The organism is Prevotella sp. TCVGH (assembly GCF_023522295.1).
Classification (GTDB): domain Bacteria; phylum Bacteroidota; class Bacteroidia; order Bacteroidales; family Bacteroidaceae; genus Prevotella; species Prevotella timonensis.
Genome location: NZ_QFFX01000058.1, coordinates 1 through 16,512 on the forward strand (window position 1 = coordinate 1; position 16,512 = coordinate 16,512).

The 16,512-nt window shown below is 43.9% G+C and carries 14 protein-coding genes; 11 read left to right on the plus strand and 3 right to left on the minus strand.

From position 1 onward, the window contains the following. Positions 1 to 71: 71 nt before the first annotated feature. The 7 genes from DEM91_RS09960 to DEM91_RS09990 are packed head-to-tail and all read left to right on the plus strand — an operon-like array spanning position 72 to position 7,758. Positions 72 to 1,481 carry a glycosyltransferase family 2 protein gene (locus DEM91_RS09960; RefSeq protein WP_249858828.1) on the plus strand — a complete coding sequence of 470 codons (1,410 nt, stop codon included), beginning with the start codon at positions 72 to 74 and terminating at the stop codon, positions 1,479 to 1,481. Positions 1,482 to 1,487: 6 nt separating this feature from the next. Further along, entirely contained in the window at positions 1,488 to 2,828 is a 1,341-nt protein-coding gene (locus tag DEM91_RS09965) for an MFS transporter (RefSeq protein ID WP_249858829.1), read from the plus strand. Position 2,829: 1 nt separating this feature from the next. Next, a complete protein-coding gene (locus tag DEM91_RS09970; protein ID WP_249858830.1) occupies positions 2,830 to 4,068 on the plus strand; it encodes an exo-beta-N-acetylmuramidase NamZ domain-containing protein in 1,239 nt (412 codons plus the stop codon). A gap of 13 nt (positions 4,069 to 4,081) precedes the next feature. Further along, positions 4,082 to 5,284: an acyltransferase family protein gene (locus DEM91_RS09975; RefSeq protein WP_249858831.1), complete on the plus strand. Its 1,203-nt coding sequence runs from the start codon at positions 4,082 to 4,084 to the stop codon at positions 5,282 to 5,284. 15 nt (positions 5,285 to 5,299) lie between these two features. Further along, complete coding sequence (locus DEM91_RS09980) at positions 5,300 to 6,154, plus strand: acetate and sugar kinases/Hsc70/actin family protein (RefSeq protein WP_249858832.1); 855 nt, start codon at positions 5,300 to 5,302, stop codon at positions 6,152 to 6,154. Between the two features lie 11 nt (positions 6,155 to 6,165). Beyond that, positions 6,166 to 6,987: an N-acetylmuramic acid 6-phosphate etherase gene (gene murQ, locus DEM91_RS09985; protein WP_249858833.1), complete on the plus strand. Its 822-nt coding sequence runs from the start codon at positions 6,166 to 6,168 to the stop codon at positions 6,985 to 6,987. A gap of 27 nt (positions 6,988 to 7,014) precedes the next feature. Further along, complete coding sequence (locus DEM91_RS09990) at positions 7,015 to 7,758, plus strand: GDSL-type esterase/lipase family protein (RefSeq protein ID WP_410525640.1); 744 nt, start codon at positions 7,015 to 7,017, stop codon at positions 7,756 to 7,758. A gap of 432 nt (positions 7,759 to 8,190) precedes the next feature. Here DEM91_RS09990 and DEM91_RS09995 read toward each other — a convergent pair whose 3' ends face one another. Continuing rightward, positions 8,191 to 8,994 carry a GSCFA domain-containing protein gene (locus tag DEM91_RS09995; RefSeq protein ID WP_249858834.1) on the minus strand — a complete coding sequence of 268 codons (804 nt, stop codon included), beginning with the start codon at positions 8,992 to 8,994 and terminating at the stop codon, positions 8,191 to 8,193. A 193-nt stretch (positions 8,995 to 9,187) separates the two neighbouring features. Here DEM91_RS09995 and DEM91_RS10000 point away from each other — a divergent pair, with 193 nt between their 5' ends. Then, positions 9,188 to 10,930 carry a DUF4153 domain-containing protein gene (locus DEM91_RS10000; protein ID WP_249858835.1) on the plus strand — a complete coding sequence of 581 codons (1,743 nt, stop codon included), beginning with the start codon at positions 9,188 to 9,190 and terminating at the stop codon, positions 10,928 to 10,930. Positions 10,931 to 11,033: 103 nt separating this feature from the next. On the opposite strand, the gene DEM91_RS10005 is transcribed toward DEM91_RS10000, so the two are convergent. Further along, the gene (locus DEM91_RS10005; RefSeq protein ID WP_249858836.1) at positions 11,034 to 13,544 is read right to left on the minus strand and encodes a YfhO family protein; all 2,511 of its coding nucleotides are present in this window, start codon (positions 13,542 to 13,544) and stop codon (positions 11,034 to 11,036) included. 111 nt (positions 13,545 to 13,655) lie between these two features. Here DEM91_RS10005 and DEM91_RS10010 point away from each other — a divergent pair, with 111 nt between their 5' ends. The 3 genes from DEM91_RS10010 to DEM91_RS10020 all read left to right on the plus strand — a co-directional run bounded on the left by DEM91_RS10010 (position 13,656) and on the right by DEM91_RS10020 (position 15,537). Beyond that, entirely contained in the window at positions 13,656 to 14,339 is a 684-nt protein-coding gene (locus DEM91_RS10010; protein WP_249858840.1) for a 5'-methylthioadenosine/adenosylhomocysteine nucleosidase, read from the plus strand. An 85-nt stretch (positions 14,340 to 14,424) separates the two neighbouring features. Further along, a complete protein-coding gene (locus DEM91_RS10015) occupies positions 14,425 to 14,904 on the plus strand; it encodes an S-ribosylhomocysteine lyase (protein ID WP_249858837.1) in 480 nt (159 codons plus the stop codon). A 69-nt stretch (positions 14,905 to 14,973) separates the two neighbouring features. After that, positions 14,974 to 15,537: a hypothetical protein gene (locus DEM91_RS10020; RefSeq protein ID WP_249858838.1), complete on the plus strand. Its 564-nt coding sequence runs from the start codon at positions 14,974 to 14,976 to the stop codon at positions 15,535 to 15,537. 165 nt (positions 15,538 to 15,702) lie between these two features. Here DEM91_RS10020 and DEM91_RS10025 read toward each other — a convergent pair whose 3' ends face one another. Then, a complete protein-coding gene (locus DEM91_RS10025) occupies positions 15,703 to 16,446 on the minus strand; it encodes an ROK family protein (protein ID WP_345945837.1) in 744 nt (247 codons plus the stop codon). Positions 16,447 to 16,512 lie beyond the last annotated feature (66 nt).

Below are 16,512 nucleotides of genomic sequence, written 5' to 3' on the forward strand. Positions count from 1 at the left end.
TAAGTGAATGATAATGAACAGTTAATAAATTACAAATATTTTCCAATTATTTGGAAAGCAACATAGAAGTTATGAAACAAATAGATTGCTTTTTACCATACATTGACGAAAGTCAGTACAAGAAACTGCAAAAGGCACTTGAAGAAGTCAACGCATTCGTGACACCTCACGCATTGAAAGACAGCCTTTATCAAACCACAACCATTCGACAAATTTCAAAGGAAACGAAGGGCGATTACTGCTTAATCATCACAAAGTCCACACCGTTAAAGCTGCATTACTTGGCTTTAGAACGCTTACAGCAAATAGCTGAAGACAGCAAAGCAGGACTTGTTTATGCCGACCACTATCAATTAAAAGACGATAAGTGTGTTAATGCGCCTGTGATAGACTACCAACAAGGCTCTTTGCGTGATGATTTCGATTTTGGATCGGTCTTGCTTTTCAATTCAAAAGCATTGAAAGAAAGTTGTCAACGAATGAAGAATTCTTATCAACACGCAGCTTTATATGACCTTAGACTAAAATTGAGTCAACGTTATGACTTGGTTCACGCTAACGAATACTTGTACACAGAAATAGAAGAGGACAACAGAAAAAGTGGTGAAAAGCAATTCGACTACGTAGACCCACGCAACCAAGACCGACAAAAGGAAATGGAAAGTGCCTGTACTGAGCATCTCAAGGAGATTGGAGGATACCTCAAACCATCTTTCAAGACAGTAGACTTTGTTCATGATGCATTTGAATTCGAAGCTTCTGTCATCATCCCTGTGAAGAATAGGGAGACTACTATCGACGCTGCCATACGTTCTGTGCTGGCACAAAAAGCCAATTTTAAGTACAACATTCTTGTGATAGACAACCATTCTACGGATGGTACTACCGAAAAGATAGACCAATATAAGGACGATGAGCGTGTGGTACATATTGTTCCAGAACGTAACGATTTGGGAATAGGCGGCTGTTGGAATCTCGGAATACACCACCCAAAGTGTGGAAAGTTTGCTGTTCAACTTGATAGTGACGACCTTTATCAAGACGAGAACACCTTACAAACAATTGTCAATGCGTTCTACGAACAACAGTGTGCAATGGTGATTGGCTCTTATCGCATGACCGATTTCGACCTGAACACGCTCCCTCCCGGCGTGATTGACCACAGAGAGTGGACGCCAGAAAATGGAAGAAACAACGCATTGCGTATCAATGGACTCGGTGCTCCACGTGCCTTCTACACCCCTATTGCACGACAAATAGGATTCCCCAACACGAGTTATGGCGAAGACTATGCCATGGGACTGAACATTTCACGCCATTATCAGATAGGACGTATCTACGATGTGCTATATCTGTGTCGTCGTTGGGGTGGCAACTCTGATGCCGCGCTCAGCATAGAACGTGTGAATGCGAACAATCTCTATAAAGATCGAATCCGCACATGGGAGTTACAAGCCCGTATCAACCTTCACAAAGAATAAGCGATCATGAGACAATTAACCAAAAACATCAGTCCTTGGGCATGGATACCCACGCTCTATTTTGCCGAAGGCATCCCCTATTTTATCGTTAACAACATATCGGTTATCATGTTCACCAAGATGGGTGTACCCAATGGTGACATGGCAATGTTTACCAGTTTGTTGTATCTGCCGTGGGTCATCAAACCCCTGTGGAGTCCGTTTGTAGACATTCTGCGCACCAAACGTTGGTGGATTGTGATCATGCAAGCCCTCATGAGTTTGGCTTTCGTTTTGCTGACGTTTACCCTTCCACATCCTTCACCCGACATCATCGGCTCGGGCAACACACCTGTGAGCATGTTTACGCTTACGTTAGTGCTGTTTATCATCACAGCCTTTGCATCTGCAACCCACGACATCGCTGCTGACGGATTCTACATGTTGGCACTCAATCCTTCGCAACAATCGTTCTTTGTCGGCATCAGGAGTACATTCTATCGCTTTGCCTCCATCTTCGGACAAGGCGTTTTGGTGTTCGTAGCAGGATATTTAGAGCTGCACACGGGCAACATTCCGTTGTCGTGGATGATTACCTTGGGCATTACAGGCGTCTTGTTCACCATTATTACCATTTATCACACCTTCTTTATTCCTTATCCTCAACAGGACAAAGGAAAAGTAGGTGCCACAGGTGTCCATGCTAAAGACATCGTTTCAGAGTTTGGACGCACTTTTGCAACCTATTTCAAGAAGCCCGGACTATGGATAGCCATTGCCTTCATGTTGCTGTATCGCTTACCCGAAGCATTCTTACTCAAGATGGCTGTGCCCTTTTTAGTAGATAACAGTGCTGACGGAGGCTTGTCCATGTCTACACAAGAAGTGGGATTGGTTTATGGAACCATTGGTGTCATTGCACTAACCATTGGTGGCATCATCGGTGGTATTGCGGCTTCCAACTGGGGACTCAAGAAGTCATTGTGGCCAATGGCCGCTTGCATGACCCTTCCCTGTTTTACTTTTGTGTATCTAAGTATGTTCCTTCCTCACAACATCATTGTCATCAGTGCTTGCGTGGCAGTCGAACAGTTTGGTTATGGATTTGGGTTCACTGCCTACATGCTGTACATGATGTATTTCTCTGAAGGCGAATTTAAGACCGCTCACTATGCCATTTGCACTGCATTCATGGCATTGAGCATGATGATTCCTGGCATGTTTGCCGGTTATCTGCAAGAGTGGTTAGGCTACGAACATTTCTTCTGGTTAGTCATTGCCTGTTGTGCAGCCACGGTTATGGTTACATTACTGATTAAAGTTGACCCCGAATACGGTAGAAAGAAGGCTCATAAAAATGAAGCATAAGATGAAAAAACTACTGCTATGCGCACTGTTGGGCATCATGTCCCTATCCACAACAGCCAAAGCCCCCAAGGTTTTGACAGGTATCGACATGTTAGAACGCCAGAATTTCAAGCCATTACAAGGCAAGCGCATTGGCCTCATCACCAATCCGACAGGAGTTAATCGTTATCTGAAATCAACCATCGACATCTTGCACGATGCCCCCAACGTACAATTGGTGGCACTCTACGGTCCTGAACATGGCGTGCGAGGCGATATCTATGCAGGAGCAAAAGTGCAAGATCAAAAAGACGAAAAGACAGGTTTACCCATCTTCTCTCTTTATGGTAAAACTCGCAAAGCCACCAAAGAAATGCTTCGTGGCATCGATGCTTTGGTGTACGACATTCAAGACATTGGCTCACGCTCGTTCACCTTTATCAGCACCATGGGTTTGGCGATGGAAGCGGCTGCCGAAAATGGCATTGAATTCATTATTTTAGACCGCCCCAACCCACTTGGTGGACTGCACGTCGAAGGCAATGTGGTGGAAGATGATTGCGTATCGTTTGTCAGTCAGTTTCGTATTCCATATATTTACGGACTCACTTGTGGTGAGTTAGCCAAAATGCTCAATGGTGAGCGAATGCTCGCCAACGGTGTTCAATGCAAGCTAACCGTCATCAAAATGAAAGGCTGGAAACGCAAAATGACCTTTGCAGACACGGGGTTGCCGTGGATAGCATCGTCTCCACACATTCCACAAGCCCTCACTGCATGGTATTATCCTACTACTGGCATTGTTGGAGAGTTGGGATATCTGTCTATTGGAGTTGGGTACACCCTTCCCTTCCAGTTGTTTGCTGCTTCTTGGATTGATGCCGAAGAGTTAGCAAACGCCATGAATGCGCAGCAAATGCCGGGCGTTACATTCCGTCCCATTCACTTACGACCCTTTTACAGCACAGGAAAAGGCGAACAATTACAAGGCATTCAGATTCATATCACCAACTATAAAACGGTTCAACTCACCCCTATCCAGTTTGTGCTGATGCAGGAAATAGCACGTTTGTATCCCGAACATTCGGTGATGGAGCATGCCAACCAACAACGATTCTCCATGTTCGACAAGGTGTGTGGCTCCAAACAAATACGCCAACGCTTCATGCTTCGTAACCAATGGAGCGACATTGAATCGTATTGGAACAAGGACGTGAAGCCCTTTAAGATACTGTCAAAGAAATATTACCTTTACCGATAAACAGTTTGTAGCAATGACACACGACTCGAGTAAGCAGAGCCAGCGCATCTTGGCGATTGACATCTTGCGAGGAATTACTATTGCTGGGATGATTCTTGTGAACAATCCAGGCAGTTGGGCGCACATGTTTGCCCCTTTGGAGCATGCAGAATGGAACGGCATGACGCCTACCGACTTAGTTTTTCCGTTCTTTATGTTCGTCATGGGAATGTGCATTTTCATCTCTATGCAAAAGTTTGATTTTGCCTGTAACCGTGCAACGGTTTACAAAATCATTAAACGTGCGCTCCTTCTCTACCTCATTGGCATTGCCATTGGGTGGTTTTCACGCTTCTGCTATCGTTGGGCTTACCCTTTAGAAGACGCCACCTTTGGCGAACAACTGTGGTACAGCGTGTGGACGTTCGACAAGGCTCGTCTCACTGGTGTACTGGCACGATTGGCAGTTTGTTATGGCATCACAGCGCTGTTGGGTGTCAGTGTTCGACATAAGTATTTGCCGCACATCGCTGTAACCATATTGATAGGTTACACCCTGCTATTGTTTTTCGGCAACGGCTTTGCCTATAACGAGACGAATATCCTCGCCATCGTGGACAAAGCCGTGCTATCCGATGCACACATGTACCACGACAATGGCATTGACCCCGAAGGACTTCTCAGTACACTGCCTGCCATTGCCCACACACTCATCGGCTTTTTGGTGGGGCGGATGCTGTTTAGGAAAGACCAACAACCACTGTCTTCCAATCCTCAATCACAGATTCTCTTGTCGAAAGTCGTGCCACTCTTTGTCATAGGTACTATCCTCACTTTTAGTGGCTTGCTCCTTTCTTATGGTTGTCCCTTGAACAAAAAGATTTGGTCTCCCACCTATGTGCTTGCTTCTTGTGGTTTGGCGTCTACCTTACTTGCCCTGCTCATCTGGATAATCGATATCAAGGGTCATCGCAACTGGTGTACCTTCTTTGCCGTTTTCGGTATGAATCCGCTCTTCTTATTTGTCATGAGCGGTGTGATTGCCATTGTGTTTGGGTCTTTCCAATTTCCTTTTGGAGCAGAGCCGACCTCCATTACGGGTTTTCTCTACCGAGATTTGTACGCTCCTCTGTTTGGTGCAAACTTGGGTTCGTTAGCACATGCGCTGACCATCCTCGCCTTGTTATGGCTCATTGGTTATCCTCTCTATAAGAAACGTATTTACATTAAATTATAAATCATCATCTATCCTATGAATCCTTCCACACTACTTATTGCAGATAGTGGCTCTACCAAGACCGATTGGCGTATCATTCAAGATAGGAAAGAGACACATGCCATTGCCACAAAGGGCATGAATCCATTCTTTCAAACACCTTCGGAAATGGAAACAGAGCTGCGCTCATCCTTGCTTCCACATCTTCCAGTTCCATCATTTGACGCCATTTACTTCTACGGAGCAGGGTGTACACCCGAAAAATCACAAATCGTGGCGCAATCATTGCAGCAGTGCATCAAGGTAAAAGACTGCATCGAGGTACATTCAGACTTATTAGCAGCTGCTCGTGGACTATGTGGACACCAGCCAGGCATTGCCTGTATTCTTGGAACAGGCTCCAACTCGTGTTTCTTCGACGGCACAGCGATTACGGCGAATGTGCCTGCTTTGGGTTTTATCTTGGGCGATGAGGGCAGTGGTGCCAATCTTGGAAAGCGATTGGTGGGCGACTTACTTAAAAATCAATTGGACGATGAACTCAAAAACAAATTCTTCTGTCAGTTCAACACCAGTATGGCAGAGGTCATTGACAAAGTCTATCGCCAGCCTTTTCCCAGTAGATATTTGGCAAGTCTCAATGTCTTTTTGGAGCAAAACCGCACACACGAAGGCATTCATCGGCTGCTCGTCCGGGCATTTCAAGATTTCATAGAACGAAATGTGATGCAATATTCCTACGAGAAATATGCCATGAATTGCATTGGTACCATTGCAGTGGTCTATCAACCCGAACTTGCCGAAGCGGCTGACAGGTGCGGTGTGAAGCTCGGCAAGATTTGCAAAAGTCCCACAGAAGGGCTTATTCAATATCACACAGAAACGCATTAAACAATAGAACTATGAGCTTTCAGAAAATTACGGAAGAGACATCGCTTTACAATGACTTGGAGAACAAGTCAGTTACAGAGATACTCAACGACATTAACACCGAAGACCAGAAAATAGCAATAGCGGTACAAAAAACCATACCACAAGTTGCCAAGTTGGTAGAACAAATTGTTCCGCGCATGAAACGAGGTGGGCGCATCTTTTATATGGGTGCAGGTACCAGTGGCAGGTTAGGTGTCTTAGATGCTTCCGAGCTCCCCCCAACGTTCGGTGTACCCAAGACATTAGTCATTGGGCTTATTGCTGGAGGCGACACCGCTTTGCGTAATGCAGTGGAAAACGCTGAAGACAACAATGAACATGGGTGGAACGAGCTGGCAGAACACAATATTAACAGCAACGATACCGTCATAGGCATTGCCGCATCGGGTACGACTCCCTACGTTGTGGGCGCCTTGCGCGATGCACGCGAACATGGTATCCTCACGGCATGTATCACCAGTAATCCTGAATCGCCAATGGCAGCCGAGTCGGATATCGCCATAGAAATGATTGTAGGACCTGAATACGTTACAGGAAGTTCACGCATGAAATCGGGTACAGGACAGAAAATGATTCTGAACATGATAAGCACAGCAGTGATGATTAAGTTAGGACGTGTAAAAGGCAACAAGATGGTGAACATGCAACTCACCAACCAAAAACTCATTGATCGTGGTACTCGTATGCTTGTCGACTTATTAGGTTTGGACTATGGTAAAGCCAAAAACCTGCTAATTCTTCACGGTTCGGTAGAAAACGCATTGGAAGAAGCCCAAAAGCGGCATCAGTAATCATCCTTCAACTTACTATTTGCAGATATGAAAAAAATATTTTTATTACTCTGTATTGCCCTCGTGGCAACAGTCACACAGGTATATGCCATGGATAGAGCCACATACCACTCACAGAAGAAGTGCACTGCCCAAACGCAAACCGTCACCGATAGCATATTGAACGCACCTCACAAATATCATGAGCATTATTACGAAAGGCTGCAACTCTTTGACCATCAACCAGCCATACAATGCACAGACATTGTGATGTTGGGCAACAGTCTTACCGAAGGAGGTGGCGATTGGAGCCAAAGATTAGGCAAAAACAATATTGTGAACCGTGGCATTAGCGGAGATATAGCCATGGGCATTTACGACAGATTATATCAAATCTTGCCCTACCACCCTGCAAAAATATTCTTGTTGGTAGGGGTCAACGATGTGAGTCACGACCTCAGCACCGATAGCATTGTACACATGATACAAACAGTCATCACCGCCATTCGCACTCAGTCGCCGCAAACACAACTCTATGTGCAAAGCATGCTACCTATAAGAGAAGCAACGGGCAGATGGAAACGGCTCACTGGAAAGACTCCGCAAATACCCGAAATCAATGCAAAGATAGAAATATGGACTGCCGAACACGGCATTCCGTACATCAATCTGTTCCCCTACTTCACCGAAACCGATACCGCTATCATGCGCGCAGCACTCACTTACGACGGTTTGCACCTCACAGAAGCGGGGTATGCGATATGGACACAACTGTTGAAAAAGTTTCTATAAGGTGTAAAAGTGGAATACGAATGCACCCAATACAAACTCGTAAAGCAAGCGTAGAATTCCTCTTTTTGTCCTAATTTTTGACACTTCCGAGACTCCCCCAAATCCTTCGATTTATTAAAGCATTACATTAAGGCGGTTATCTACATGGGTTAACCGCCTTATTTGCATGAGTTAGTCGCCTTATCTCCATGGGTTAAGAATACTGAAGCATGAGAGGAAGAAAAACAGGGCATTTACCCATGCTCACTATGCTATATAACTCTTTATCTATCTGCTTGTTATAAAGTTGAAATATAAAAATGTCGAGCAGTATAAAATTTGCAAAAAATGAGGTTGTCTTTTGAATTTTCCTCTCATTTTCGCCCAAAAATAAATCGCTATTTTGTAAAAATAATTCACATTTAATTCGATAGCAACCAACCTGATTTTATCTTATTCTAACGACACTCCCCACTTCTTTTCCAATGCCTGTATTCGTTCGTGTGTTTGACGAACAAATTCTTGATATGCAACGCTATTGGCATCGAAAGGTCGATGAGCCAAGGCAGCCTTCACGGGTCGCCAATCTTCTATAAACTTCTTAGCCTCATCGCTCAAATAGGTCTCAGAGAAACGTTCCCAAATATAAGAAACAGCCTGATAGGACGGGTGCAACATATCTTCTTGATAAAAACGATAATCGCGCAGCTCATCGTTGACAATCTCGTAAGCAGGAAAATAGGTTACCGTATCTGGATAACGCCGAGTGAGTTGGTTAGCAGCCAACAACAACGTAGCCTTAGACAGTTGACTGCCATGGTAGCCATATTTAGCATAACGAATAGGACTCACCGTAAGGATGATACGCACGGCAGGATTGCGTTTCTGCAAGCATTCTATGGCTTTGGATAAGTACTCGGTACAGGCATCAATGCTTAACTCCTCTTCACGGAACAAGCGTTGCGGACGCTTTTGGCAGTTGTCGACAATCTCGCCCGTTTCTTTGAAGACATATACGTGATTAGTACCCAAAGTAAACACCGCCACCTGAGGGTTGACCTTGGCACGCTCTACCGTATGCAGGATGCTGGCAGGATTGTACATCACACCATAGGGATTGACTATGGCATTGAATTTTTCTTCTATAAAACGCTTGCCTATATTATCGGCAAAGCACGAACCAACCAAGAAGATGTGCTCGAATGGAGCAATGGTAAAGGTGGGAGGTTCTATCTGGACAATCGTTCTAAATTGCATACGTCCGTACATTTACTTCCTTATTTGCCTCAACTCATCATGAGATGTGCGTAACCAACTCACTTGAAAATTCATTCTTTGGTCGGTTACAAACTTGCTTTGGCGAAGTTACATATAATTTTTTAAGAAGGTAGGACATCTGATTATTTTTCGTATCTTTGTTGCATTATTTCACTCTTAAGCATGTCTTTTTATGAAAAAACTCTCTAAACCTTCTCTGAAAGACTGGCGTCAACAACTTGCAGCGCTTGTGTTACGCTTTCCAACTTCTATCTTTTTCTGTATCATTACTTGCGCATCATGGATTTTCCTCAATCATAAGTTTCAGGAAGCAACAGACATCGATGCTATGAAAGTCTTCCTCATGCTCTACCCTGTTACCGCTTTATTTTTGTCGCTACAACTCCATTTATGGACAGAAGAGTGGCAACAACAAAAAAGAGTGTGGCAAGTTCATCTCGGCATACAAGTGGTTTGGCTCGGCATCTGCGCACTGTTGGCAAACTCTTATACGAATACCATTGAGCAAAATATTGCTATTGTGGTGCTTGCTACTGTGATGGGTGTTGGTTGGTTTACCCTCCCCTATTACCAGCAACGCAACGATAGACCCGCTATCAATTTTCTGCTGAACCTCATAGGAGGTTGTAGTTTGGCTTTCGTCATATCGCTTGGCGTGCTAATAGGACTGTCTTTGTTGCTACAATCGCTCACCTCACTGTTTTTGTTAGATATCAAATACACCATCTATTTGGACTTATCTGCCGTGTGCTTCACGCTCATCGCACCTGTATTACTCATGGCTTCACTACCACAAGGAGCCAACAAGTTTAGTGAGAGTAATTGGCTACAGAATCGTTTTGGCAATGGGGTGATTCATTATCTCTTGATACCGTTACACATGGCATACACCATTACCCTGTATGCATATACCGCCAAAATTATCATTACATGGGAGTTGCCCAATGGTTGGGTGTCTTGGTTAGTGTCTGTGTTGATGCTACTCACTGTTATCATCGTCTTTTTGCTCTATCCTATACATCATGAAAAAGAGGTCAAGAGGTTCGATCAATTCATTGTTCGCTATCTACCTGTCATTGTCCTGCCCCTCCTCGTATTGATGTCTGTGGGTATTTACAGGCGTTTTAGCGATTACGGTGTCACCATTTATCGGCTATATCTTTTGATATTCAATGTTTGGTGCTATGCTGTGTGCTTGGGGCTAATAGTCTGTCGCAGTAGAAGGGTGATTTGGATCATCAACTCCTTTTTAATGGTGTGGGCTTTGACTTCTATCTTCCCCTACAATATCGCCAGCTATACCCGAAACAAATTGACAAACGAAGTAAAGCATTTGGCAGCCCAACAGCCAGACATCAAATTGCCCATGAATAGTGTCACCTATGACAAACTATTGCAAGGGCTAAGCTATATAGATGCGAAAAAGACGGACGGGAAGCTATCCTATCTCCGTACAACTTATGGAATGAAGTGTACGGAAGAGCTATTACAACCAAAGGTTGAAACCTTTGGCTACGAGTTTGACAAGAAAGTGAAAAACAACAAAGGGAAACCTGCCTCAGTGCAAAGCATGGTGAGCTATGAATGTAATTTTGAAAAGAGCGATGTGCTTGTATCCATTCCCGCAGGATTTCACCATGTTGCAAATATTGCTGCCTATGACGAGGAGAATGTCACAGGATATTTACAAGGAGATTCGATGCGCATTGTGCTTAAAGATAATATTGACGGTCAGATGATTAACGATGAGTATCTTGTCAGTTTATCAGACCTCGAAGCCATGGCGAATACGGAAAAAATACACGATATCAAACTTAAAGGCAAGAAGACACAGCTAACCATCACTTACTTTTTATTGAGATACAGGGAAGAGGTGGAAAGGCTGCACATCGTAGGGTATGTGTTTGTTCCATAAACGGTTGTTGAATGAATTGACAACAGCATGAAAAAGTCCGAAAAGCAACCGTGCTTTTCGGACCTTTTTTAATTCAATTGTTTTATCTTCTCAACGCTTGAAATCATTTACTATCTTGAGTTGTCGCACCAGTTTTACGTTGACGAATCTCCAAACCAATGCCCAATAAAATACAGATGACTAACAAGGCAAAGGCAATATATGCCACCGTCTCTGTTCGATCGACCGATTTGGGGAAGAAACTCAACACCACTTGATGCTTACCGGGCTTCACTTGTATGGCACGAAGAATATAATTGACACGTCCCACAGGCACCTCTTTCCCATCGACCGTTGCAGTCCATTCAGGATAGTAGTTCTCTGAGAACACCAATACCCCACCCTTTGCCGACTCAACCTCGTAGGTGAGCTGGTTTGGCTCATAGGTCTTCATGGTTACTTGTGCATGATGGTCTTGCTCACAGCTACTGCCCAAGTCATCTCTAAACTTCTTGTCAGCAACCGCTTCCGCACGAAGATTGAGCTTGCCCACCATTTCTAATTCCTCATTGGCATTATTAACATAAGTCACCTTGTCGACAAACCAAGCGTTACCAAAAGCGTATGGATTTTTTAACGGAACAGTCTGACCGCCTTGTAATGGCATGATGAAGAATTTGGTGTTCAGCATATTCAAGACAGGGGAGATGCTATCCCCATTGAGTTTGGTCATATCGCCTTGCGCTTCGAAAATACTTTTCATTAGTTTCTCCATCTCTGGGGCGATATACGTCTCTATCATTTCTTGGTAGCGGCGCAACTTTGCAGGATGATACCCTCCAATACTCTTGTGGAAATAACTGGTCTCATTTTCGTTAAAGGTACTCGTTGCGAGGTTTAACACACGGTAATCAAGTTCTTTCGTCTGCAAAATTTGCTGGTCGGTAGGTGTCATCTCAATAGGATTGTCGCGCACACTCTTCTCTACAAACATGCCATCATTGAGATAACGTTTGTTGACTTGCCACATATCTACAAGGCACAGCACAATCACCAACCCTACAAAGGCAGACTTTTTAAGTTTGTTGGCGCGATAAAGCAGCAGCAAGAAAGTGCCAATCACAATAATAAAGAACGACCGCCAACAATCATCAGTAAAGATAGCTTGCCGCATTTCACGAAGATTGGCGATTAATTGTCCTTGATACTCCGCAGGAATGTTCTTCATTGCTTCCAGCTCTTGTGCGGAAACAAAATTAGAAAAGAAAACACTGGGCATGAGGGCAAACAACAAACAAAAGCCTGCAGTGAGCCCAAAGCTGATATATACATATTTAATTTGCTTATTCAATACCGATGGCGTGTCCAAGATTTTCTTCAAACCTAACATTGCCAACAATGGAATGGTAAACTCTGCTATCACCAAAATCGATGCCACCGTGCGAAACTTAGCATACATAGGCATGTAATCGATAAAGAAATTGGTCAATGGCATGAAGTTCTTTCCCCACGAAAGCAAGATGGAAAGGACGGTAGCTGCCAACAAAGCCCACTTCATAGGACCTTTGACGATGAACAATGCCAAGATGAAGAGCATCAACACGAATGCGCCAACATACACAGGTCCACTGGTTCCGGGTTGCTCTCCCCAATACTGACCTATTTGTTGGTAGATTTGAATAAAATTAGGATCAGCTTTTTTCATAGCCGTCTCATTCTGGGACAGAGGAACAGAAGCTCCTCCCTTGGCATTCGGAATGAGCAGCGTCCACGTTTCACCAATACCGTAACTCCATTGAGTAATGTAATCACGCTCCAAACCACTATTGGTTTGATTGGCTGTATTCGCTTTTACCAGTTCGCTCTTGCCACGCATGGATTCCTTGCTGTATTCCCACGTGTGGTACAAGTTGCTCAAGTTCATACAAATGCCGAGACAGGCAGCAGCAGCACACACTGCTGTTGCTTTACCAAAATGTAGCAGTTGCTTATTCTTAATGGCTTGAACAAGATAAGCTATCACCATGAACAACACCACAAACAGATAATAATACGTCATCTGCACATGGTTGGCTTTCACTTCAAACGCTGTAAACAAAGCGGTGAGAATGAAGCCCCACAGGTATTTGCCTCGATACGCAAGCACCAAACCCGCTATCATTGGGGGCAAATATGCCAATGCCATGACCTTCCATATATGCCCGGCAGCGATGATAATGAAGAAGTAACTGGAAAAAGCCCATATAATTGACCCCAACACAGCCAACTCCTGACGGAAATCGAATGCACGCAGAAGGATATAAAAGCCTAACAAATAGGCAAAGACATACCACACATTTTCAGGAAGCCACAAATGGTATGCATCCATTACCTTGCTCAAGGCATCAGTACTCTTATACGAAGGGGCTGTTTGATAGGTGGGCATACCACCGAAAACAGAATTGGTCCAACGGGTTCGTTCGCCTGTTCGTTCAAAATATGTTTGCTGTTCGTGTCCCATGCCACGCCCAGCAGAGGCATCATGTTGGAACAAAATGCGACCGTCCAAACTCGCTGGAACAAAATAAGCAAATGAGATAAGGGCAAAAAGCACAACAGCGGCAACATCTAAGCCATATTTCTTCCAAACTTCCATGATAGTTTTGTTATGATTATATTTTGCCACAAAGATAACAAAAGTTTAGGGCTTAACACGGATTATATTTCCTTTTTTGCTATCTTTGCAAGAAAACGAGAACGATTGGATATGCAGATAGGCGTGATTGTGGCAATGGATAAGGAATTTGTACAATTGAAATCCTTATTGGAAAACAGTCAAATGGAACAAGACAACCATTTGAGTTTTGTCAAAGGACGAATCAAACAAAACGAAATTGTGTTGATGCAATGTGGCATAGGCAAGGTGAACGCTGCCATTGGAGCCGTAGAAATGATTCATCGCTATCAGCCACAACTCATCGTATCATCGGGCTGTGCCGGAGCTGCTGATACGGCATTGAACCCCAAAGATGTGATTGTAAGCACCGAGTGTTGCTATCATGATGCGTATTGTGGCAAGGAATGCGCCAAAGGACAAATCATGGGAATGCCCGCAAGCTATGTGTCTCCGCCAGAATTAGTCAACAAAGCGTTGTCTCTATCCTATCACAAAAACATCAAAAGCGGACTCATTGTAAGCGGAGATTGGTTTGTGGACAGTCGTGAAAAGATGCAACACATCCTTCAATCATTTCCAAAAGCGGCAGCCGTGGATATGGAAAGTGGTGCAATTGCGCAAACCTGCCATCTGTACCACATTCCTTTTATCTCATTTCGTATCATTAGTGATGTCCCGCTGAAGGATACAGAGGCATCACAATACTACAACTTTTGGGAACAAATAGCACACGACTCGTTTGAAGTAACGAAAGACTTTTTGCAAAAGATTTAAGCAAAACCACGACATCTTCTTGCAACAAACAAGAGAAAACGCATCACCCAAAAACTAAAAAACTCACAAACTAAAAAACTTAAAGATGAACAAAATACCTTCATTCACCATTGATCACAACAAATTGTTGCGAGGAATTTATGTAAGTAGACAAGACATCATTGGCTCGGAAGTCATTACCACCTTCGACATACGCATGAAAGAGCCTAACCGTGAGCCCGTTTTGCACATTGGTGCCTTGCACACTATCGAACATTTAGCTGCTACTTATCTGCGCAACGATGCACAGTGGAAAGAAAAAATCATTTATTGGGGACCTATGGGATGCCTCACTGGCAACTACCTGATTGTGCATGGCGACTTGAAAAGTCGTGATATTGTCGATTTGATGATACACACCTTTGAGTTTGTTGCTAACTTTGAAGGTGAAATACCGGGCACACAAGCCCAAGATTGTGGCAACTATTTGCTGCACGACCTGCCCATGGCGCGCTACGAAGCGCACAAATTTCTAACCGAAGTGTTGGAGAAAATAGAAGAGAAAAACTTGATTTACCCGAAATAAATGGTGCGACGTGATTGCCCAAATACATCCTTGACAGCGAACAACAGTATCCCTTAACAACCGATAAGCATGCAAAAATTCTTCTTTATTCTTTTGTTTGCTTGGATTGGCACAAGTCTTTCTGTGAATGCACAGCGCAAGATTGTGGTGTACGATGCCGAGACCAAAGTACCCATGCGCAAGGTTTGGGTTTGGGCAGACACGCAAAAATGCGACTCAACGAACTATCTTGGACAAACGACTATCCCCCAACAGTTTGACACGCTCACTGTCATCAGGCCCAAATATTTACCACTTCGCATCCCTGCCCGAATGGTAGGCGACTCCATTTCGATGATAAAAGACGAAAAGATGATAGGCGAAGTAGTTGTTTATGGAAAGGATATGCAGACACAACTCAACAAGACGGTTCAAGGATGGATGAAAGCGGATGCCAATGAACGAGCCATGTTAGACCCCTCCTCGGGCGTTGCATTCGATTTCTTCTCTATGTTCGACTTCAAAGCTAAGAAACATCGAAAGCAAAGGCAACGCATGCTCAACTCATTCAAACAGATGGACAAGCTGGACGAAGACCCGATTATCCAAATCTATAAGGAAACCCAAAAAGAGCAACAGCAAAAGAAGAGATAACTTGGATAGCATCAGAACTAAAACAACTCAATGGGAAACAGATTTGTCTCCATTGAGTTGTGAACTTTCAAAGCATTGATAACCTATTTCAGTATCTCATTTTTCACGCTGTGGAAGCTATCAACGTGTTATCAAAGCATGGATTGCATGATGACGATTTTTTAGTTATTCATCAAGTTTGTTCAAGGCATAGACGTAGGCACCTAATGCAATCGATTCGCTCGCCCCATTTTTCGATACGATGACCCCTATTCGCTTCATCGGGTCGTAATCAACCTGAACGCTACTACCAAGCACATTAATCTTCACAGCGCCACCCCTTGTAAAGTCTGCAAACTGTTGTTCGTCCTCCAAGTTGTACACTTTCATTTGCATGTGTCCGACCTCCTCGCCATTCATCATTTTAAGTTTGCTGTTCATCTCGCCTACCAAAGCTGGCAAAATATGGGCTGACGCCTTCGATACACCTCCACCAATGACGACCAATCCATCGACAATGGTATCAGCCATAGCAATGGCATCGCCTGCCATCTCACCAAACTCTGCAAAGCTCTTCTTGGCAGCATCCACATTGCCGTCTATCTTTCCTGCGATAATATCATTGATGTCTTTGGGTTCAAGGTCACGCTCATCGTTAGAAAGCTCACGATATACACGTTTGATAGCACGGATGGCGACGCTATCCTCCACAATATATGCAGGATATTTCTTGTTACGAAAGCACCAAATATCACCGCCCAATCCGTTATCTCCAACTAACAATTCACCATTGATGACCACACCAGCACCGAAACCTGTGCCGAACGTGAGACCTAAGAGATTGTTAAACCCAAATCGGTCATTAGAAAAACAGCATTGTATATACTTGATCCATAAATATTTACTAACTTTACCACGAAAAAAAAGTATATACTCCTATGCGCGACTGTGACATAAAGTTCGTAAATAAGGAAATAACACCTTTTGGTGGTCTTT